This window comes from Streptomyces sp. CT34 (assembly GCF_000805335.1).
Taxonomy (GTDB): domain Bacteria; phylum Actinomycetota; class Actinomycetes; order Streptomycetales; family Streptomycetaceae; genus Streptomyces.
Genome location: NZ_KN708638.1, coordinates 4,131,852 through 4,152,047 on the forward strand (window position 1 = coordinate 4,131,852; position 20,196 = coordinate 4,152,047).

Annotated in this window: 17 protein-coding genes; 4 read left to right on the plus strand and 13 right to left on the minus strand. The window is 72.4% G+C overall.

The genetic code is table 11. The annotated features are described in order from the left end of the window. Positions 1-27: 27 nt before the first annotated feature. Genes RZ84_RS42345 through pdhA form a run of 3 tightly spaced genes read right to left on the minus strand, consistent with a single transcriptional unit; the run spans position 28 to position 3,731 of the window. Positions 28-1,506: a dihydrolipoamide acetyltransferase family protein gene (locus RZ84_RS42345; RefSeq protein WP_043265161.1), complete on the minus strand. Its 1,479-nt coding sequence runs from the start codon at positions 1,504-1,506 to the stop codon at positions 28-30. A 21-nt stretch (positions 1,507-1,527) separates the two neighbouring features. Further along, complete coding sequence (locus RZ84_RS18050; RefSeq protein ID WP_043265162.1) at positions 1,528-2,511, minus strand: alpha-ketoacid dehydrogenase subunit beta; 984 nt, start codon at positions 2,509-2,511, stop codon at positions 1,528-1,530. Positions 2,512-2,513: 2 nt separating this feature from the next. Further along, entirely contained in the window at positions 2,514-3,731 is a 1,218-nt protein-coding gene (gene pdhA / locus RZ84_RS18055) for a pyruvate dehydrogenase (acetyl-transferring) E1 component subunit alpha (protein WP_043265163.1), read from the minus strand. Between the two features lie 326 nt (positions 3,732-4,057). Here pdhA and RZ84_RS18060 point away from each other — a divergent pair, with 326 nt between their 5' ends. The 3 genes from RZ84_RS18060 (at position 4,058) to RZ84_RS18070 (ending at position 6,357) form a co-directional block, all read left to right on the plus strand. Beyond that, the gene (locus tag RZ84_RS18060) at positions 4,058-4,717 is read left to right on the plus strand and encodes a response regulator (RefSeq protein WP_039634851.1); all 660 of its coding nucleotides are present in this window, start codon (positions 4,058-4,060) and stop codon (positions 4,715-4,717) included. Positions 4,718-4,844: 127 nt separating this feature from the next. Then, entirely contained in the window at positions 4,845-5,261 is a 417-nt protein-coding gene (locus RZ84_RS18065; protein ID WP_043270211.1) for a pyridoxamine 5'-phosphate oxidase family protein, read from the plus strand. A gap of 52 nt (positions 5,262-5,313) precedes the next feature. Continuing rightward, positions 5,314-6,357: a phosphotransferase gene (locus RZ84_RS18070; protein WP_043265164.1), complete on the plus strand. Its 1,044-nt coding sequence runs from the start codon at positions 5,314-5,316 to the stop codon at positions 6,355-6,357. 26 nt (positions 6,358-6,383) lie between these two features. Here RZ84_RS18070 and RZ84_RS18075 read toward each other — a convergent pair whose 3' ends face one another. Continuing rightward, positions 6,384-7,988, minus strand: coding sequence for a protein kinase domain-containing protein (locus RZ84_RS18075; protein WP_043265165.1), 1,605 nt, complete (start codon positions 7,986-7,988; stop codon positions 6,384-6,386). Positions 7,989-8,313: 325 nt separating this feature from the next. Between RZ84_RS18075 and RZ84_RS18080 the strand changes: the two genes are divergently transcribed. Continuing rightward, the gene (locus tag RZ84_RS18080) at positions 8,314-9,972 is read left to right on the plus strand and encodes a Stk1 family PASTA domain-containing Ser/Thr kinase (protein ID WP_043265166.1); all 1,659 of its coding nucleotides are present in this window, start codon (positions 8,314-8,316) and stop codon (positions 9,970-9,972) included. Positions 9,973-10,060: 88 nt separating this feature from the next. Here RZ84_RS18080 and RZ84_RS18085 read toward each other — a convergent pair whose 3' ends face one another. The 9 genes from RZ84_RS18085 to RZ84_RS18125 all read right to left on the minus strand — a co-directional run. Continuing rightward, a complete protein-coding gene (locus RZ84_RS18085) occupies positions 10,061-10,621 on the minus strand; it encodes a bacterial proteasome activator family protein (protein WP_198540006.1) in 561 nt (186 codons plus the stop codon). Between the two features lie 321 nt (positions 10,622-10,942). Then, complete coding sequence (locus tag RZ84_RS18090; RefSeq protein WP_043265168.1) at positions 10,943-11,743, minus strand: hypothetical protein; 801 nt, start codon at positions 11,741-11,743, stop codon at positions 10,943-10,945. Positions 11,744-11,893: 150 nt separating this feature from the next. Continuing rightward, the gene (locus RZ84_RS18095; protein WP_043265169.1) at positions 11,894-12,871 is read right to left on the minus strand and encodes an NAD(P)H-quinone oxidoreductase; all 978 of its coding nucleotides are present in this window, start codon (positions 12,869-12,871) and stop codon (positions 11,894-11,896) included. 115 nt (positions 12,872-12,986) lie between these two features. Further along, on the minus strand, positions 12,987-14,135 hold the full coding sequence (locus tag RZ84_RS18100) for a potassium channel family protein (protein WP_043265170.1): 1,149 nt from the start codon (positions 14,133-14,135) through the stop codon (positions 12,987-12,989). After that, positions 14,132-15,676 (minus strand): molybdopterin molybdotransferase MoeA, encoded by a 1,545-nt coding sequence (locus RZ84_RS18105; RefSeq protein ID WP_043265171.1) that lies wholly within the window; start codon positions 15,674-15,676, stop codon positions 14,132-14,134. The genes RZ84_RS18100 and RZ84_RS18105 overlap by 4 nt, the downstream gene beginning before the upstream one ends. Next, positions 15,673-16,587 (minus strand): NTP transferase domain-containing protein, encoded by a 915-nt coding sequence (locus RZ84_RS18110; protein WP_043265172.1) that lies wholly within the window; start codon positions 16,585-16,587, stop codon positions 15,673-15,675. The genes RZ84_RS18105 and RZ84_RS18110 overlap by 4 nt, the downstream gene beginning before the upstream one ends. Positions 16,588-16,709: 122 nt before the next feature. Next, on the minus strand, positions 16,710-18,149 hold the full coding sequence (locus RZ84_RS18115; protein WP_043265173.1) for a dihydrolipoamide acetyltransferase family protein: 1,440 nt from the start codon (positions 18,147-18,149) through the stop codon (positions 16,710-16,712). Further along, a complete protein-coding gene (locus RZ84_RS18120; protein ID WP_043265174.1) occupies positions 18,149-19,183 on the minus strand; it encodes an alpha-ketoacid dehydrogenase subunit beta in 1,035 nt (344 codons plus the stop codon). Before RZ84_RS18120 ends, RZ84_RS18115 begins: the two co-directional genes overlap by 1 nt. Further along, the coding region (locus RZ84_RS18125) for a thiamine pyrophosphate-dependent dehydrogenase E1 component subunit alpha (protein ID WP_241777753.1) at positions 19,180-20,196 on the minus strand (1,017 nt) is incomplete at its 5' end. The genes RZ84_RS18120 and RZ84_RS18125, both read right to left, overlap by 4 nt.

The following is a 20,196-nucleotide window of genomic DNA, read 5'->3' on the forward strand; positions in this document are numbered from 1 at the left end:
CTGCCGCAGCTGTTCGGACCCTCCGGCTCAGCCCCAGGTGATCAGACGCTTGGGGCGTTCCAGAATCGCCGCGATGTCCGCGAGGAGCTTGGAGCCCAACTCGCCGTCGATCAGCCGGTGATCGAAGGAGAGCGCAAGCGTGGTGACATGGCGCGGCTTGACCTCGCCCTTGTGCACCCACGGCTGGAGCTTGACCGCGCCGAAGGCGAGAATCGCCGACTCCCCCGGGTTGAGGATCGGCGTACCGGTGTCGACGCCGAAGACCCCGACATTGGTGATGGTGACCGTGCCGCCGGACATCGCCGCCGGAGAGGTCTTGCCCTCGCGGGCGGTCGCCACCAGCTCGCCCAGTTCCGCGGCGAGTTGGGGCAGCGTCTTGGCGCCCGCGTCCTTGATGTTGGGGACGATCAGCCCACGCGGAGTGGCCGCCGCGATCCCGAGGTTGACGTAGTCCTTGTAGACGATCTCCTGATTCGCCTCGTCCCAGGCCGCGTTGACCTCCGGGTGGCGCTTGACCGCGACCAGGAACGCCTTGGCGACCAGCAGCAGCGGGTTGACCCGCAGCCCGGCCATGTCCGGGTCCTGCTTCAGCTCCTGGACGAGCTTCATCGTGCGGGTCACGTCGACGGTGATGAACTCCGTGACATGCGGCGCGGTGAAGGCGCTGGCGACCATCGCCTGGGCGGTGGCCTTGCGCACGCCCTTGACCGGCACCCGGCGCTCGCGGGCCGCCGCGTCGAAGGTCCCGGCGGGCACCGCCGCGGCCGGGGCGCTCACTTCGGCGACGGCGGGCGCCGCGGCCGGCGGGGCCGCCGCCGGAGTGGCCGCCGCGTACACGTCGTCCCGGGTGATGACGCCGTCGGCGCCGGTCGGGACCACCGTCGCCAGATCGATGCCGAGGTCCTTGGCGAGCTTCCGGACCGGCGGCTTGGCCAGCGGCCGGCCGCCGGACGGGGCGGCGGCGGCCGGTGCCGAGGGCACCGCGGGCGCCTCGGGGACGGCCACGGGAGTGCCCGCCGGGGCGGATGCGGCCCGCCCGTTCAGCTCCGCCTGGAGCCCGGCGGTCACCGGCTGCGCCTTGCGCGCCCGGCGCTTGGTCGAGGCCGGCGCGGCGCCGTAACCGACCAGCACCGCCTGCCGGCCCTGCGGCTCGGCCTCCTCCTCGGCGGAGGCGTCCGGCGCTGCGGGCGCGGCCGCCTCTTCCCGCTGCCCCGCGACGGGCCCGGCACCCGGGTCGGTGTCGACCGAGATGATCACGGTGCCGACGTCGACGGTGGTGCCCTCGTCGAAGTGCAGCGCGTGCACCACCCCGTCGTAGGGGATGGGCAGTTCGACGGCGGCCTTGGCGGTCTCGACCTCGCAGACGACCTGGCCGTCGGTGACGGTGTCGCCGGGCTGGACGTACCACTTGAGGATCTCGGCCTCGGTGAGCCCCTCGCCCACGTCGGGCATCTTGAACTCACGGATGCGCTGCGCGTTCGCGGCGCCGGGGGTTCCTGTAGTCATCGTCACGACTCTCCTCAGCCCTCAGTACGCCAGCGCACGGTCGACGGCGTCAAGCACCCGGTCCAGCCCCGGCAGGTACTCGTCCTCCAGCCGGGACGGCGGGTACGGGGCGTGAAAGCCGCCGACCCGCAGCACCGGTGCCTCCAGGTGGTAGAAGCAGCGCTCGGTGATCCGGGCGGCGATCTCCGCGCCGGAGCCGAAGAAGACCGGCGCCTCGTGGACCACGACCAGCCGGCCGGTCTTCTCCACCGAGGACTGCACGGTGTCGAAGTCGATCGGGGAGATCGAGCGCAGGTCGACGACCTCGAGCGACTTGCCCTCCTCGGCCGCGACGTCGGCGGCGTTCTCGCAGACCTTCACCATCGGACCGTAGGCGGCCAGGGTGAGGTCGGAGCCGGTGCGGGCGATCCGGGCCTTGTGCAACGGGTCCGGGATCGACTCGGTGTCCAGCCGCGACTTGTCGTGGTAGCGGCGCTTGGGCTCGAAGTAGAGGACCGGGTCGTCGCCGGCGATGGCCTGCTGGAGCATCCAGTAGGCGTCGGAGGAGTTCGACGGCGAGACGATCTTGAGGCCCGCGACGTGCGCGAACAGCGCCTCGGGGGACTCGGAGTGGTGCTCGACCGCGCCGATACCGCCCGCGTACGGGATGCGGATGACGACCGGCACCTTGACCTTGCCGAGCGCCCGCGCGTGCATCTTCGCGAGCTGGGTGACGATCTGGTCGTAGGCGGGGAAGACGAAGCCGTCGAACTGGATCTCGGCGACCGGCCGGTAGCCGCGCAGCGCCAGGCCGATCGCGGTGCCGATGATGCCCGACTCGGCGAGCGGGGTGTCGATGACCCGCTCCTCGCCGAAGTCCTTCTGCAGACCGTCGGTGACGCGGAAGACGCCGCCGAGCTTGCCGACGTCCTCGCCCATGACGAGGACCTTGGGGTCGGCCTCCATGGAGGCGCGCAGCGATGCGTTGATCGCCTTGGCGATGGTGATCTTCTCGAAGACGGCCATGGTCAGTTCCCCTCCGCGATGGCATCGGCGTCGGCGAACGACGCCTGGTACGCGGCGAACTGCGCGCGCTCCTCATCGACGAGCGCATGCCCGTCGGCATAGACGTTCTCGAAGATCGCCATGGTGTCCGGGTCGGGCATCGCCCGTACGACGTCGCGGACCCGCCTGCCCAGGGCCTCGCTCTCCTCGTCGATCGCGGCCAGGTACGCGTCGTCGACGAACCCCTCGGACTCCAGATACGTCCGCAGCCGCAGGATCGGGTCCTTGGCCTCCCACGCCAGCCGCTCCTCGTCGGCCCGGTACTTCGTCGGGTCGTCGGAGGTGGTGTGCGCCCCCATCCGGTAGGTGAACGCCTCGATGAGCATGGGGCCCTGGCCGGTGCGCGCCCGCTCCAGCGCCGCCCTGGTCACCGCCAGACAGGCCAGCACGTCATTGCCGTCGACCCGTACGCCGGGGAAGCCGAAGCCGCGGGCGCGCTGGTAGAGCGGCACCCGGGTCTGCTTCTCGGTGGGCTCGGAAATCGCCCACTGGTTGTTCTGGCAGAAGAAGACGACCGGGGCGTTGTAGACCGCGGAGAAAGTGAAGGATTCGGCGACATCGCCCTGGCTGGAGGCGCCGTCACCGAAATACGCGATGACCGCGGAATCCGCGCCGTCCTTCTGCACGCCCATCGCATAGCCGGTCGCGTGCAGCGTCTGCGAACCGATGACGATGGTGTAGAGGTGGAAGTTGTTGCTGCTGGGGTCCCAGCCGCCGTGATTGACGCCCCGGAACATTCCCAGCAGGTTCGTCGGGTCGACGCCGCGACACCACGCCACACCGTGCTCGCGATAGGTCGGGAAGACGTAGTCGTCGTCGCGCAGCGCCCGCCCCGAGCCGATCTGGGCGGCCTCCTGGCCCAGCAGCGAGGCCCACAGGCCCAGTTCGCCCTGGCGCTGGAGCGTGGTCGCCTCGGCGTCGAAGCGCCGGGTCAGCACCATGTCGCGGTACAGCCCGCGCAGTTCCTCGGCGGAGAGGTCGATCGCGTAATCCGGGTGCTCGACCCGCTTCCCTTCCGGGGTCAGCAGTTGTACGAGCTGGTCCTGCTCCGCCTCGCCCGGACGGCCGCTGTTCCCGGCCTGGGACTCCGGCGCCTTTTTCGTCGGCGTCGCCTTTTTGGCGGTGGTGCGCTTGCTGCCGCCGCGGGCGGTTTTCCGCTCGGCAGTGCCTTCCACGGTCACGTGCTGCTCCTCCGTCTGTCCGGCCCCCGGGGTCCGCCGGTGGCCGTATTGCGGCTCACCCGGTATCCGATACGGCGCACGGGGTGTGTGCGAACGCGGCCGGGTCCGGGTGGAACAAAGCGCCCCGGAGTGGCCTGCTCATTGCACGTTACCCATTGCCAATGGGTAAGTGGAAACCGCTCTGACCTGCGATTTTGCTTGGATTTCCAAGTAAATCGCGAAGGCCGGGAACAACTCCTGGTCACAGCGTCGCAGGCCGCCGGGACAACGGCACGTTATATCGGTGACCTGGAGCACGGGAAGGGTTGATGTGTGAGACTGGGAAGGTGCGCGAAGACGGAAAAATCACGGTTTTCCTGCTCGATGACCACGAAGTGGTCCGGCGGGGCGTCCACGAAATGCTGTCGGTCGAGGAGGACATCGAGGTCGTCGGCGAGGCCGGCACGGCCGCGGACGCGCTGGTCAGGATCCCTGCAACGCGTCCGGACGTGGCCGTGCTCGACGTCCGGCTCCCGGACGGCAGCGGTGTCGAGGTCTGCCGCGAGATCCGCTCGCAGAACGAGGACATCAAATGCCTGATGCTCACCTCGTTCGCCGATGACGAGGCCCTTTTTGATGCGATCATGGCCGGTGCATCCGGATATGTCCTCAAGGCCATTCGGGGCAGTGAACTCCTCTCCGCGGTACGCGACGTGGCAGCCGGAAAGTCGCTGCTCGACCCGGTGGCCACCGCCCGCGTCCTGGAACGGCTGCGCGACGGGAGCGCCGCGAAGGGCGACGACCGACTGGCGAATCTCACCGAGCAGGAACGCAAGATCCTCGATCTCATCGGCGAAGGCCTGACCAATCGCGCAATCGGCGAACGGCTCCATCTCGCCGAGAAAACGATCAAGAATTACGTTTCCAGCCTGCTGTCCAAGCTCGGTATGGAACGCCGCTCCCAGGCCGCCGCCTATGTCGCGCGAATGCAGGCCGAACGGCGCTGACCAGGCCATCAGCGCCGGCCCCGGCCGCGGCACCGACGAGACCGCGCCCGGGGAAAGGGACCAACGTCCCGCGGCTCCGGGGCTGCCGCCCCTACCCACGCACGCGCCCGGCGAGCAGGCTGAGACCATGCCCACCGACGACTTCCGTGCCATTGAGCTGCTCAGCCGCACCCCCTACGGGCGCGTATCGGCCAGCCGTCGGGCGCTCCCCTTCACCACCGTCACCCGGCACATCGTCGTCGACGGCCGGCTGATCCTGCGGCTGCACCGCGGCTACGACTACCACCGGGCACTGGACGGCAGCGTCGTCGCCTACGAGGCCGACAACGTCAACAGCGGGGAACCCGACACCTGGTCCGTGCAGTTCACCGGCACCGCCCGGGTCATCCGGCCGACCCCCGCCGAGCGCGAGCTGTTCGGCCGCACCCCGCGGCTGGCCGACGGGGTGCCCTTCGAGCCGGTCTTCCTGCGCATCGAGCCGGAGTTCGTGACGATGCACTACCTCACGGACGTACCGGTCTTCCGATATGCACACCCTCTGTAAGGCTTTCCGGTATACCCACTCCAGTGGGCGAAGTTGATCTAACATCTGGCGCGTGCTGCGCTCATCTGTAGTCCGGTCTGCGGTGACGCCCGACCGTGACACCCTCGGATCCCTGCTGCGCCACTACGACCACGCCGGCGCGCCGCTCTCCTGCGAACCCGTCGCCGAGGGCCTGCTCAACCACGGCTACTTCCTCGCCACCACCCGCGGGCGCTACTTCCTCAAGCACCACCTCGACGGCGACCGCGCCGCCCTCACCCGCCAGCACCGCGCCACCCGCCGGCTCGCCGGACTCGGCCTGCCGGTCGCCCCGCCGGTCGCCGACGCGGACGGCCGCACCGTCACCGTCCTGGACGGCCGCTGTTACGCCCTGCACCCCTGGATCGGGGGCCGGCACCTGGGCGGCGCCGCGCTGACCGGCGCCCAGTCCCGCCGGCTCGGCGCCCTGCTCGGTCTCGTCCACACCGCGCTGGCGCAGGTCATGGCGGACGAACCGGCCCCGCCGCGGCCACCCGGCACGGACGCCGCCGCCGACCCCGAGCGGACCTTCGAGACGATCGACGAGCTGCTGGCCCTGGCCCGCGGCGCCCGCCCCCGCACCAGCTTCGACGAACTCGCCGAGCACCGGCTCCTGGAGCGCCGGGCCCTGCTGGACCGGCAGGCGCACCGCCGTCCGCCACCGGGCGCGCAGCCCCCGGCGGGCTGGGTGCACGGCGACTTCCATCCGCTGAACGTGCTCTACCGCGGCACGGAACCGGCCGCGATCGTCGACTGGGACCGGCTGGGCGTCCAGCCCCGCGCCGAGGAAGCGGTACGCGCCGCCGCGATCTTCTTTGTACGGCCCTGCGGCACGCTGGACCTGGCCAAGGTCGCGGCGTACGCGAGCGCCTACCGGGCCGTCTGCGGCGCCGGCGCGGACGAACTGGCGGCGGCCGTCCACCGGGTGTGGTGGGAGCGGCTGAACGACTTCTGGATGCTCACCTGGCGCTACCGGTTGGGCGACCGCCGCACCGACCCGCAGTTCCCCGCGGCTGCGGCGCTCGCCGTGTGGTGGACCCGCGAATACCCGGCCGTACGAAAGGCGTTCACGGGCTGACCGCGGGTCAGCCCGTCACCGCCCGGTCAGCCGCCGGTCGTACCGAGCGTCGTACCGCCGTTGTTGACCCCGCCGTTGGGGGTGCCGCCGGTGGTACCGCCGTTGCCGGTCCCGCCGTTCGTCGTGCCACCGTTCGTGGTCCCGCCGGCGCCGGTGCTCGGCGGCGCCGAGGTCGGCGGCTCGGAGCTCGGCGGCTGCGAGGTCGGCGGCTCCGAGCTGGGCGGCGCGGACGAGGGCGGGCTGCTGGGTCGGTGGCTCGGCCGGTGGGTGTAGGTGTTCCCGCCGCCGCTGGAACTGCCCGGGAACGTCTCGTGGGTGGTCTGCTCGTCCGTCGGCGGCGCCGTGGACTCGTCGGACTGCGACGCGGACGGCGACTGGACCACTGGGGGCTGGCGCTTGTGGTGCTGGCCGTTGGTGTTCTGCAGTGCGAAGGCCACGCCCACCGCGATGGCGATCAGCGCGAGCACCGCGATCAGCCAGGCCTTGCCGCGACCGCCCTTGCCCGGCCGGCGCCCGCCCTCGTAGCCGCCGTCGTCGTCCCGCATCCCGGGCTCGACGATCGGCTGCGCCGCGGTCCGGCCGGAGTCGGGGTGCGACAGCGCCGCGGTCTCCGCGGCACCGCCGCCACCACGGAGGGCCATGGTGTGACCACCGTCGTGCATCGCGACCGGGCCGGTGTTCCAGGTGCCGGTGTGGCCGCCCTGCTCGTGCAGCATCTGGAGCGAGTACTGCACCAGGCCGCGCATCTCCTCGGCGGTCTGGAAGCGGTCGTCGGGGTCCTTGGCCAGCGACCGCATGACCAGGCCGTCCAGCTCCGGCGGCACCGCCTCGGCGACCTCGGAGGGCGGCACCGGCATGTCCTGGACGTGCTGGTAGACGACCGACAGCGGGGTCTCACCGGTGAACGGAGGCCGCAGCGCGAGGAGTTCGTACAGCAGGCAGCCGGTCGCGTACAGGTCGGAGCGGGTGTCGACGGTCTTGCCGAGCGCCTGCTCCGGGGAGAGGTACTGGGGGGTGCCCATGACCATGCCGGTCTGGGTCATGGTCGACTGCGCGCCGTGCAGCGCGCGGGCGATGCCGAAGTCCATGACCTTCACGGCGCCGCTGTTCGTGATGATCACGTTCGCGGGCTTGATGTCGCGGTGCACGATGCCGTGCTGGTGGCTGTAGGCCAGCGCTTCCAGCACTCCGGAGACGATGATCAGCGCCTGGTCCGGCGGCGGGGCGTCCGCGTTGAGCAGCAGATCGCGGATGGTGTGGCCCTCGACCAGCTCCATCACGATGTACGGCACGGTGTTGCCGCCGACGAAGTCCTCACCGGAGTCGTAGACCGCGACCACCGCGTGGTGGTTCAGCCCGGCCACCGACTGTGCCTCACGCGTGAAGCGCGCCTTGGACACCGGGTCCTCGGCGAGATCGGCGCGCAGCAGCTTCACCGCGACGGTACGGCCCAGCCGTACGTCCTCGGCGGCGAACACCTCCGCCATACCGCCGCGGCCCAGCCGGCGCGTCAGCCGGTAGCGGCCGTCGCCGACCAGTCCGCCGTTACCCCACATCTCCGGTGCGTCCGGGACATTGGAGCCGGTGGCGTCAGGATCGGACGGCCCCTGGGGGCGCTGCGTCGGTGCCATCGGTCCTCGCCGTCGAATCGATCCGCATTACAGCGGTAAGGTCTCGGTCTTCGCTAGAGCTTCGCTAGAGCACGCTACAGGTTCCGCGGCACCCACCGGTCCGTCGTGGACCGGCCATCAAACCCTCCGCCTACCAAGTGTGGCAAGTTCACCTGGGGTAACCGGACCGCCGGAACCGCTCGCAGCCGTGATCGGATCTTGCACATCTGGTCACGGAACGGGCACACAGCTTGACGTGTCCGTGGCCTGGGGCAGACTTGGCTGCGGAATTCCGGATTTTGATCGCCAGACATGTGGGCAAGTGCGCCTAGGGGGAAGCGGAACCATGAGCCAGGACGGCGCTCAGGGCCAATTCGAGGGCCGTTCGGTCGGCGGTGGACGTTACCAGCTTCGTGATCTTCTCGGAGCGGGCGGCATGGCGTCCGTACACCTGGCCTACGACAGCGTGCTGGACCGCGAGGTCGCGATCAAGACCCTGCACACCGAGCTCGGCCGCGAGCAGGCGTTCCGTGAGCGCTTCCGGCGCGAGGCCCAGTCGGTGGCGAAGCTCACGCACACCAACATCGTCTCGGTCTTCGACTCCGGCGAGGACGAGCTCGACGGCGGCATGGTGCCCTACATCATCATGGAGTACGTCTCCGGGCAACCGCTCCGCTCCGAGCTGGACAACGACATCGCCCAGCACGGCGCGATGCCGACGGAAAAGGCGCTGAAAATCACCGCCGACGTGCTCGCCGCCCTGGAGGCGAGCCATGAGATGGGCCTGGTCCACCGGGACATCAAGCCGGGCAACGTCATGATGACCAAGCGCAATGTCGTCAAGGTCATGGACTTCGGTATCGCCCGCGCCATGCAGTCCGGCGTGACGTCCATGACCCAGACCGGCATGGTCGTCGGCACCCCGCAGTACCTGTCGCCCGAGCAGGCGCTGGGCCGCGGTGTGGACGCCCGCTCCGACCTCTACTCCGTCGGCATCATGCTCTTCGAGCTGCTGACGGGCCAGCTGCCGTTCGACGCGGACTCCCCGCTGGCCATCGCCTACGCCCACGTCCAGGAAGAACCGCCGGTCCCGTCGAGCATCAACCGCTCGCTGCCGCCGGCCGTGGACGCGCTGGTGGCCCGCGCCCTGAAGAAGAACCCCAACGAACGGTTCCCGACCGCGGAGGCGATGCGGGACGAGTGCCTGCGGATCGCCGGGTCCGCCCAGTCCGGGGCGACGCCGCTGATCATCAGTGAGGGCCCGCGCGCCCGCACCAGCGGTGCGTCGGTGTCCTCCGCGGTGTTCCCCACCGCGTCGGGCAACCCGCAGGCCCCGGTCCCGCCGAACGTCCAGCAGCCGTACCAGCCGACGCAGGCGGCCTTCGGCCCCTCGACGCCACCGCCGGTGAACAACCCCTTCCCGAACCCGACCCCGGCACCGACCCCCGCGCCCTTCGCCAACGGCGGCTTCCAGGGCCCGCCGCCGTTCAACGGGCCGCCGGCGCCGCCGGTGACCGCCTCGATGCCGTCGACCGGTGGCCCGCGGCCCCGGAAGAACAACAGCCCGGTGATCATCGTCGCGGCGGTGGTCGGCGTCGTCGTGGTCACCGCGATAGCCATCGGGATCGGTCTGAGCGCCGGCAGCTCCGGTGACGACGGCGGCGGCTCGCCGTCGTCCTCCTACACGCCGTACTCCTCGCCGTCCACCAGCGTCCGGCCCGAGGACAAGACGGCGACGATCCAGCCGTCCGAGTGCACCAGCCCGGCCAAGAGCTACAGCGACAAGGGCAAGATCCTCGTCCCGTCCTTCAAGTACAAGAACCTGGACTCGGTCAAGGCCTGCATCCAGGCGGCCGGCTGGAAGTACAAGGTCGTCCGGGAAGAGAACGACTCGCTCTGGGGCAAGAACACCGTCACGGACCAGACTCCGGCAGCCATCAGCTGGTGGGACCCGAGCAGCGGCGACACCATCCAGCTGACCATCTCGACCGGCCGCAGCAACTGACGGCGGCGGACAGCAGACGGCGGAGGGGCCGGCACGTGATCCGCGTGCCGGCCCCTCCGCCGTTACGAGTGTCCTGTACGCCCGGACCTCACAGGTACGGGCCCGAGCGCGCACCGCTCTGACCGGGGTGGTCCTCATGACCTTCGACCGGGACACCGGGCGGCAGGGCGCGGCGCATCTGCTCCAGCTGGGCGCGCGCCGCCATCTGCTGGGCGAAGAGTGCGGTCTGGATGCCGTGGAAGAGCCCCTCCAACCAACCGACCAGCTGGGCCTGGGCGATCCGCAGCTCCGCCTCCGTCGGCACCGACTCATCGGTGAACGGCAGCGACAACCGCTCCAGCTCCTCGACCAGCTCGGGCGCCAGCCCGTCCTCCAGCTCCTTGACCGAGCTGGCATGGATCTCCTTGAGGCGCACTCGGCTCGCCTCGTCGAGGGGTGCGGCCTTCACCTCTTCCAGCAGCTGCTTGATCATGCTGCCGATTCGCATGACCTTCGCGGGCTGCTCGACCATGTCCGTCACCGGAACCTCGCGGGGCTCTTCGCCCTCGTCCCCGCCACCGGCGCCGGCGCTGCCGAGCGCCATGCCGTCCGGGCCGACAACCAGGACGTGCTGATTCTCCTGCGACCGTTCGTTCATCGGCATATCCATGCCGCCATTCTCTCGTACGACAGGTCCAGAACGGTGGTGCCCCCGGGAGAAGGTGATCCACCTTTCCGGGGCCGGCAATCCGCCGTTACCGCATGACATCGGCGTTCATCTGGTCATTTCGCTGCCCTGTTTCACGTGAAACCACGGGATTCTCCTCGTTTCACGTGAAACAACGTGACTGTGCTGCTTGGCATGGACCTGCAAACTCGCGTCGTTTCACGCGAAACCACGGAGCACGGAAGGTTTCATGCGGAACCTGGTGTGTCAGGGCTGTTTCACGTGAAACGGCGATCTCATGCGCGTTTCACGTGAAACACGTGCTCAGCGTCGGCGCAGCCGGAGGCCGAGGAAGGCGAGCCCCAGGCCGGTGAGTGCCATCCCAGCACCCATCGGCAGGACCCGCTCGACGCGGGCCGCCGGGACATCGAGGGCATAGGGGCTCTCCGCCGGTGCCGCTTCGACGGCGGTACCCGGGTCCTGCTCAGGGGCAGGCGACGGCAGCGGCTGGTAGGGGCTCGGGAGCGGAGCAGCGAGATCACGATCACGCGAGGGCGCCGGCCGCTCCGGGCGGGCAGTGGCCATGCCGGGCTGCCGAGGGGCAGCGCTGTGGCGTGGCGCGGGGGCGGAGCTGGGGGCCGGGCGCCGGACAGGGGCGGCTGCGGGCGGGGCGGCGGGCTCGGAGCGGTCCGTGTCCGGGGCGTCGGCGTCGCGGTCGGCGGGGTACGGGGCGAAGCGCCGCGGCCAGTGTGGGTATGGACCGAACGGGTGATGCGGGTGGTGGCGCCATGCGTACCGGAACGGCCGGCTGGTGTGGTGCGGGAACCCGGGAAGGGAGCCCGGCAGAACGAAGAGGTGGTCCGACAGGTCCCGGAGGTCGACGGCGCCGGGGAACTCCGGCAGGCGTACCGGCACCCGCCGGTGCCCGGGATAGCCCTCCACCGCGTGCCCTACGGACATCGGTGTGGCCACCGCGTAGTCGTCCGTCGGCTCGTCGGGGCGGCCGGCCGGTGTGGTGCGGACCTCCAGGGCCATCGCGGTGCCGGCTGTCATGGGGAGGGGTAGGGCGGCGGCGACCACCAGCAGTCCGGTGGCGATGCGCGAACGGAGTCCTGTTACGACCACAGTGCCCCTCCCGTGCCGAGCCGTCGAGTGACGTGCCCAGCGTCACACGGCGGAATATCCGCGGCATCTCGAGCAGGTCGGAGCGAGTGACCTGCGGGCAGGGGGAGGGGCACGGGGCGGCAACGGCCCCAGGCGCTACGGGCGGTCGGTTCAGACGGTCAGCACGACCTTGCCGACATGGGCGCTGGCCTCCAGGATCCGGTGTGCCTCGGCGGCCTCCGGCATCGGGAGCGTGCGGTCCACGATCGGGCGGACCTGACCGTTGCCGATCAGCGGCCAGACATGCTCACGGACCGCCGCGACGATGGCCGACTTCTCGCTCACCGGGCGGGCGCGGAGGCCGGTGGCGGTGATCGCGGCGCGCTTGGAGAGCAGCGCGGCGAGATTCAGCTCCGCCTTCACTCCGCCCTGCAGGCCGATGATCGCGAGGCGCCCGGCGACCGCCAGCGCCTTGACGTTCCGCTGGAGGTACTTGGCGCCGATGATGTCGAGGATGACGTCCGCGCCCTTGCCGTCGGTGGCCTTGCGGATCTCCTGGACGAAGTCCTGTTCGCGGTAGTCGATGAGGACGTCCGCGCCCAACTCGGCGCAGCGGGCCAGCTTTTCGGGTCCGCCCGCGGTGACCGCGACCCGGGCGCCGACCGCCTTGGCGAGCTGGATCGCCATCGTGCCGATGCCGCTGGCACCGCCGTGGACCAGCAGCGTCTCCCCGGGCCGCAGATGCGCGATCATGAAGACGTTCGACCAGACGGTACAGGCCACTTCGGGGAGCGCGGCGGCCGTGACGAGGTCGAGTCCGGGCGGCAGCGGCAGCACCTGCCCGGCCGGCACGGCGACCTTCTCCGCGTACCCGCCGCCGGCCAGCAGTGCGCACACCTCGTCTCCGGCCGCCCAGCCGTGCACGCCGGGGCCGACCGCGGCGATCCGCCCCGAGCACTCCAGGCCGGGGTACGGGGAGGAGCCGGGCGGCGGGTCGTAGAAGCCCTGGCGCTGGAGCAGGTCGGCGCGGTTCACGGCGCTGGCCGCGACCTCGATCAGGACCTCGCCCTCGGCGGGCTGTGGATCGGGCACTTCGGCCCAGACAAGTGCTTCGGGGCCACCGGGCTCGGGGATAGTGATCGCTCGCATGGGCGCGAGGCTACTCGCCGACCGGCCGCGGGGCGACGGTGCGGGTCGGCGTCGCGGCAGGTCGGACGCATCGGGGCCCCGGAGAGGCCGGTTGCCCGGCCCGCCCGGCTGCGCCCTATTCGTCCGCCCGGCGCATCGGGGCGACGCCGGTGCCGGGCAGCGTCGGCTTGGCGGGGCGGACGGGCGGCCGGCCGAACTGGTCCGGCTCCTGTGCCGGGGCGGCCCGGACGATGGTGATCAGCCGGTCCGCGGCCTGCAGCGGGCTCGCCTCCGGGTCGTCGTACCCCAGCAGCCGGTGGCCCCGCAGGACCGAAACGACCAGGTCATCGGTCTCCCGGACGGACCGGCCGACCTCCGCCTTGACCACCGGCCGCTCCACGAGGCCGAGACCGCTGCCCTGCTGGATCAGGTCCTCCATGACGGTGCCCGCGCTGGGACTGTGCACGGAGAGCCCCAGCAGCCGGCCGGCCGCACTGGCCGAGGTGATCACGGCGTCGGCACCGGACTGCCGCAGCAGCGGCGCGTTCTCCTCCTCCCGCACCGCGGCGACGATATTGGCCCGCTTGTTGAGCTGACGGGCGGTCAACGAGACCAGGACGGCGGTGTCGTCGCGCTGGGTGGCGATGACGACCTGGTGCGCGCGCTGGATCTCGGCCCGCAGCAGGACGTCACTGCGGGTCGCGTCGCCGACCACACCCGCGAATCCCTCGGCCACCGCCGCGTCGATCACTTTGCTGCTGGGGTCCACGATGACGATGCGGTCGCGGGCCAGGCCCTTGGCGCAGAGGGTCTGGACGGCGGACCGGCCCTTGGTCCCGTAGCCGACGATGACGGTGTGATCGCGCAAGGAGTTTCTCCAGCGTTTCAATAGCCATTGCTCACGGGTGCGTTCGGTCAGCACCTCCAGGGTCGTGCCGACCAGGATGATCAGGAAGACCACGCGCAGCGGCGTGACGAGCAGGATGTTCAGCAGCCGGGCGCCGGCGCTGTAGGGGACGATGTCGCCGTATCCCGTGGTGGAGAGGGTGACGGTCGCGTAGTAGACGCAGTCGAGCAGATCGAGGGGCCCACCGGCGTTGTCGTGGTACCCCTCGCGGTCGATCCAGACGATGAAGACCGTCGCCACGAGCACGAGCAGGGCCATCAGCAGTCGGCGGGCGACCTGCCGTATCGGCGCCTTCGGCGTGCGACGGGGCAGGATCACCCGGTGGGACCGGTCCTCGGGAAGCTCACGTGCCGCGGCGTCGTGGGACGGGAGCTTCACGCCGGGCCTCCGGAAGGGCCTGCGGCGTCGTACGGCGCGTCAGAGGCGGTCCAGCCCGCTGACCAGCTCGCCGGCCAGGGGAGTTCGAGGAGTTCGACCTCGGCGCCGTACTCCGCGCCGCCGGGCGGGATGACGGCCATCGCGTCGGCGGCGGCGATGCCGCGCAGCATGGCGGGACCGTGGAAGTGCAGCGGTGTGGCCACCAGTCCGTGCCGTTCGTCGTCACGGTAGGCGACCGGGACGAGCCGGGTGTCGTGCGGATGGCCGTGGACGGCGGCGGCCAGCGGCGCGTGGTACGGGGCGGCGGGCCGGCGGGCGGCGAGGGCGCGGAGCAGCGGCTCGGCGAGGGTGAGCAGGCCGGACACCGCGGCGAGGGGGTTCCCGGGGAGGCCGACGAGGTGCCGGCCCGGTGCGAGGCGGGCCAGCAGCATGGGGTGGCCGGGGCGCACCGCCACGCCGTCCACCAGCAGCTCGGCGCCCAGCCGGCGCAGCGTGGGGTGCACATGGTCGACGGGGCCGGACGCGGTGCCGCCGGTGGTGACGACCAGGTCGGCGGTGGACCCGGCGATGGCCTCGTACAGCGTGTCGGCGTCGTCGGCGAGCTGCCGCGGCGCGGCGGCCTCGGCGCCGAGCTCCCGCAGCCAGGGCCCGAGCATCGGGCCGAGCGCGTCCCGGATCCGGCCGTCCTCGGGCAGCCCCTGGCGCAGCAACTCGTCGCCCAGGACCAGCACTTCGACGGTGGGCCGGGGGTAGACGGCCAGCTCGTCGTAACCGGCCGCCGCGGCCAGGCCGAGGACCGCGGGGGTCACCACGGCGCCGGCCGGCAGCAGGTGGTCGCCGCGGCGGCACTCCTGGCCGCGCGGGCGGATGTCCTGGCCCGGCGGCACCGGGCGCGGCGCGTACAGCCGGGTGCGTCCGTCGGGCAGGTCGAGGACCTCGCCGTGCTCGCTGCGCAGTACGGCGGTGGCGCCGGGCGGGATGCGGGCGCCGGTGGCGATCGGGATCGCATGGCCGTCGGGGAGCGCTTCGGTGGTGGCGTCGCCGGCGAGGATGCCGGCGGCCGGGCCGGGCTCGCCGTCGTCCGCCGCGGGGCGAGCGACGCGCCAGGGGCCGGGGCCGGAGACGGCCCAGCCGTCCATGGCCGAGGTGTCGAACGACGGCAGGTCGGTGAGCGCCGTCAGGGCCTCGGCGAGCGTGCGGCCGAGCGCGTCGCCGAGTGCGGCCGTCCCGGGCCCGGGCGGCTCGGGCACGGCCCGAACGGCGCGGTCCCGGGCCGTGGGCCAGGAGATGGCCGGGCGGCCGGCATGCGGCCGGGCGGCGCCCGCGGGCTCAGGCCCGGTGGGGTGGTGCGGGCCGGCCGCGTCGTCGGTGCCGGGGGCGCCGCCGGCGCCGAACGAGGCGGTGCCGCGGTCGCCGAACGGCCCGTCGTCGCCGGTGGACCGCAGGCGCGCCGGTGCCGCATCGTTGGCCAGCGCGAGCGCGTCGTCGAACGGGTCCCCGGTCCCGTCGCGGAACCCGCCGCCGAACTCCCCGTCGGTCATTCCGCGGGCTTCGCTTCGCTGCCGGCGCCGCCTGCCTCCGCCGCCTTGGCCGCCTGCGCCTCTTCGGCCTCGGCCTCCGCGGCCCAGCGGTTGGCCAGCGCGGCGGCCCGCCGCGGCCGCTCGGCCACGTCCCGGCCCTGTTGGGCCGCCGCGTAACCGACCAGGAAGGTCGTCAGCGGCGCGGCCGGGCGGGCCACGCCGTGCGCCGCATCGCGCGCGAGGTCGAGAAGCGCCGCCGTGTCGACATCGAGGTCGATGCCCAGTTCGGCCTTGACTGCGGTGATCCATTCGTCCAACACGTTTCCATGCTCCCTGATACGGGCGCGCGCCGCGCTGAGGTCCTCCCAGGTGTCGCAGTCGAAGGAGGCCGTGGACGTGGCGTCCTGGACCCGCGCGAGCGCCAGCGCGGACGTCAGCCGGCGCAGCGGCAGCCCGGCCAGGGTGCCGTGTTCGGCGCGCAGCAGGTCGAGACGGCGGCGCACCGGCGCCGCGCGGTAGGCGGCAACCAGCGGCTGGTCGCGGCCGTCGGCATCGCAGAGCAGCGCACCGTCCCGGGGAGCGGCATCGCGCACGGTCGCCGCCCGGAGGAGGTCGCGCACAGTCGCGGCCGTCAGAAACGGCAGATCGGCGGAGAGGACCAGGACCGTCGCCGCGGTGGTGTGCCGCAGCCCGGCGTCCAGCGCGGCGAGCGGCCCGCCACCGGGCGGATCCTCGAGGGCGTGCACGACGGCGCGGGCGGTGGGGCGGCCGGGGCCGACGACGACGGTGACCGCGGCGTCCGGGCAGGCCGCCAGTACCCGGTCCAGAAGTGGACGGCCGCCGACGGACAGGGCGGGTTTGTCCGCCCCGCCGAGCCGCCGGGCCGCGCCCCCGGCCAGCACGATGGCGTCGTGGACGGTGTGGTCGCTCATCCCTTGAGTATCGCCAGGGGTGACGCGATCACACAGCCTCCCACCCGGTCATCGCTGTCACGGCCGTCACAGCCGGCGCACCGCCCGCCCGCAGGGGCGGACCGGTCGCGCCGGCCCGGCGGTCAGAGTGCGCGCAGCAGCAGCGCGGGCTGCTCCACGCAGTCGGCCACATAGCGCAGGAACCCGCCCGCGGTGCCGCCGTCGCACACCCGGTGGTCGAAGGTGAACGAGAGCTGGACGACCTGCCGGACGGCCAACTCGCCTTCGTGCACCCAGGGTTTGGCGGCTATCCGGCCGACGCCGAGCATCGCCGCCTCGGGGTGGTTGATGATCGGCGTGGAGCCGTCGACCCCGAAGACGCCGTAGTTGTTGAGCGTGAACGTGCCGTGGGTCAGCTCGGCGAGCGACAGCCCACCGGTGCGCGCGGTCTCGGTGAGCCGGGCCATCTCGGCGGACAGCTCCTCGACGGTGCGGCGCTGCGCGTCCCGGACGACCGGCACCACCAGGCCGCGGTCGGTCTGCGCCGCGAAGCCCAGATGGACGGCGGGCAGCCGGACGATCTCCTGGGTGGCGGTGTCGACGGTGGCGTTCAGCTCCGGGTAGCGGGCGAGCGCGGCGGTGCAGATCCGGGCCAGCAGCGCGAGCAGCGACACCTTGGGGGCGCCGGGCACATTCATCGCCCTGCGGGCGGCGAGGAGTTCGGTGGCGTCGGCGTCCACCCAGCAGGTCGCGTCCGGGATCTCCCGACGGCTGCGGCTGAACTTCTCGGCGGCGGCGCCGCGCATCCCCCGGAGCGGGATCCGCTGCTCCCCGGGGACGGCCGCGGTCCCCGCCCCGGGTGCGGCGGCGGCCGTCTCCCGCTCGCGCAGCGCCCGGACCGCGGACTCGACGTCGGTACGGAGGATCAGCCCGTCGCGGCCGGAGCCCGTCAGCCCCCGCAGATCCAGGCCGTGTTCCCGCGCGATACGGCGCACCAGCGGCGAGATGACGGCGACCGTACGGGGGCCGGCGGCCTCGGGTCCGGCGGCCTCCGCCCGGCTGCCGGTGGGCACGGGGGCAGCGGCTGCGGGCGCGGGCGCCTCAGGGGCCTTCGCCGACGCCCGCGCCCCGGGGCCGGCCGGCGTCCCGGGCCGGACCCGCCGCCGGCGTGCCGCCGACGCGCTCGTCCCGTACCCGACCAGTACATTCCCCGACCCGGAATCCGCCTCGCCCTCTCGGGCGGAGGCCGGGGGCGCCCCCGCGCCCGGCCCTGCTGCCGGCCCCGCGCCCGCAGCGTCCGGTCCCGCCCCGCCGCCCGGCGCCAGATCGTCCGGCGCCGCCCCCACGGCGACCGTCACCAGGGGAGCCCCCACCGGGACTTCGGCCCCCTCCTCGCCGAAGCGGGCGGTGACCACACCGCCATACGGGCACGGCACCTCGACCATCGCCTTGGCGGTCTCGACCTCCACCACCGGCTGGTCGACGGCCACCACGTCGCCGACCTCGACCAGCCACCGGACGATCACCGCCTCGGTGAGGCCCTCCCCCAGGTCGGGCAGGGTGAACTCGCGGACCACGGCCATCACTCACCACGTCCCTCGGTCCAGTCCGACTCCCACTGGAGACGGGCGACGGTGTCCAGGATCCGGTCCACACCCGGAAGGTGGTGCCGCTCCAGCATCGGCGGCGGGTAGGGGATGTCGAACCCGGCGACGCGCAGCACCGGCGCCTCCAGGTGGTGGAAGCAGCGCTCGGTGATCCGCGCGGCGATCTCGCCGCCCGGACCGCCGAATCCACTGGACTCATGGACGATCACGGCCCGCCCGGTGCGCCGTACGGACGCGCAGACCGTCTCGTCGTCGAACGGCATCAGCGAGCGCAGATCGAGGACTTCCAGGTCCCAGCCCTCGTCCCGGGCGGCCTCGGTGGCCTCCAGGCAGACCGGGAGCGACGGGCCGTAGGTGATCAGCGTGGCGCTGCTGCCGCGGCGCCGGACCGCGGCGCGGCCTATGGGGGCCACCGGAGTCGGCGCGTCCGGCGACCAGTCGGCCTTGGACCAGTACAGCCGCTTGGGTTCGAGGAAGACGACCGGGTCGTCGGAGGCGATGGCGGCACGCAGCAGCCCGTACGCGTCCTCGACCGTGGCCGGGGTGACGACCTGGAGACCGGGGGTGGCCAGGTAGTACGCCTCGGAGGAGTCGCTGTGGTGCTCGACGCCGCCGATCCCGCCGCCGTACGGGATGCGGATGGTCAGCGGCATGGCCACCGCGCCGCGGGTGCGGTTGCGCATCCGGGCGACATGGCTGACCAGCTGCTCGAACGCCGGGTAGGCGAACGCGTCGAACTGCATCTCCACGACCGGCCGCAGCCCGTACATGGCCATCCCGACGGCGGTGCCCAGGATGCCGGCCTCGGCGAGCGGGGTGTCGCTGCAGCGGTCCTCACCGAACTCCGCGGCCAGCCCGTCGGTGACCCGGAAGACGCCGCCCAGGGCGCCGACGTCCTCGCCCATCACATGGACGGACGGGTCCTCGGCCATGGCGTCGTGCAGCGCGCGGGTCAGCGCCTGCGCCATGGTGGCGGGCTTGCGCCCGGTCGCCGGAGCGGTGGTCGTCATGGCCTGGCCTCCTGGGCGGGCGCCGCGGCGTCCGCTGCGTGCTCGGTGTGTCCCTCGGCCCCGGCGTCCAGCTCGGCGCGCAACTGGGCCGCCTGGGCGCGCAGTTGGCTGGTCTGCCGGGTGAATACGTGGTCGAACAGGTCCATCGGGTCCAGCGGCGGGGTGGCGTTCATCCGGTCCCGGAGATCGGCCGCCAGGTGCTCGGCGCTCTCCCGGGTGGTGGCCACGAAGTCGTCGGTGAGCAGGTCCCGGTCCGCCAGCTCGCGCTCCAGCAGGGCTATCGGGTCGTGCGCCCGCCAGGTCTCGACCTCGTCGTCGGCGCGGTAGCGGGTGGCGTCGTCGGCGTTGGTGTGCGCCTCGAGGCGGTAGGTCACGGCTTCGACGAGGGTGGGGCCGCCGCCCTCACGGGCCCGCCGTACGGCCTCGGTCAGAACGTCGTGCATCGCGGGCGCGTCATTGCCGTCCACCAGGCGACCGGGCATGCCGTAACCGACCGCCTTGTGGGCGAGGGACGGTGCGGCGGTCTGCTTGGCGAGCGGGACGGAGATCGCGAAGCCGTTGTTCTGCACGAGGAAGACGACCGGCGCCTGCCACACCGCGGCGAAGTTCAGCGCCTCGTGGAAATCGCCCTCGCTCGTGCCGCCGTCGCCGACCATCGCCAGCGCGACCACGTCGTCGCCCTTGAGGCGGGCGGCGTGCGCCAGGCCCACGGCATGGGGGAGTTGCGTGGCGAGCGGGGTGCACAGGGGGGCGATGCGGTGCTCGTGCGGGTCGTACCCGGTGTGCCAGTCGCCCCGCAGGAGCGTCAGCGCCTGCACGGGATCGAGGCCGCGGGCCACGGCGGCCAGGGTGTCGCGGTAGCTGGGGAAGAGCCAGTCGCGGTCTTCGAGCGCGAGTGCCGCGGCGACCTGGCATGCCTCCTGCCCTGTGGAGGACGGGTAGACCGCCAGCCGCCCCTGCCGCGTCAGCGCGGTGGCCTGGCCGTTGTACCGGCGGGCCCCCCCCCCCCCCCC

Excerpts from the sequence above, each read along its gene's own strand:
- RZ84_RS42345 (WP_043265161.1), bottom strand. The coding sequence starts at position 1,506 with ATGACTACAGGAACCCCCGGCGCCGCGAACGCGCAGCGCATCCGTGAG.
- RZ84_RS18050 (WP_043265162.1), bottom strand. The coding sequence starts at position 2,511 with ATGGCCGTCTTCGAGAAGATCACCATCGCCAAGGCGATCAACGCATCG.
- RZ84_RS18065 (WP_043270211.1), top strand. The coding sequence starts at position 4,845 with ATGCCCACCGACGACTTCCGTGCCATTGAGCTGCTCAGCCGCACCCCC.
- RZ84_RS18075 (WP_043265165.1), bottom strand. The coding sequence starts at position 7,988 with ATGGCACCGACGCAGCGCCCCCAGGGGCCGTCCGATCCTGACGCCACC.
- RZ84_RS18080 (WP_043265166.1), top strand. The coding sequence starts at position 8,314 with ATGAGCCAGGACGGCGCTCAGGGCCAATTCGAGGGCCGTTCGGTCGGC.
- RZ84_RS18085 (WP_198540006.1), bottom strand. The coding sequence starts at position 10,621 with ATGGATATGCCGATGAACGAACGGTCGCAGGAGAATCAGCACGTCCTG.
- RZ84_RS18095 (WP_043265169.1), bottom strand. The coding sequence starts at position 12,871 with ATGCGAGCGATCACTATCCCCGAGCCCGGTGGCCCCGAAGCACTTGTC.
- RZ84_RS18105 (WP_043265171.1), bottom strand. The coding sequence starts at position 15,676 with ATGACCGACGGGGAGTTCGGCGGCGGGTTCCGCGACGGGACCGGGGAC.
- RZ84_RS18110 (WP_043265172.1), bottom strand. The coding sequence starts at position 16,587 with ATGAGCGACCACACCGTCCACGACGCCATCGTGCTGGCCGGGGGCGCG.
- RZ84_RS18115 (WP_043265173.1), bottom strand. The coding sequence starts at position 18,149 with ATGGCCGTGGTCCGCGAGTTCACCCTGCCCGACCTGGGGGAGGGCCTC.
- RZ84_RS18120 (WP_043265174.1), bottom strand. The coding sequence starts at position 19,183 with ATGACGACCACCGCTCCGGCGACCGGGCGCAAGCCCGCCACCATGGCG.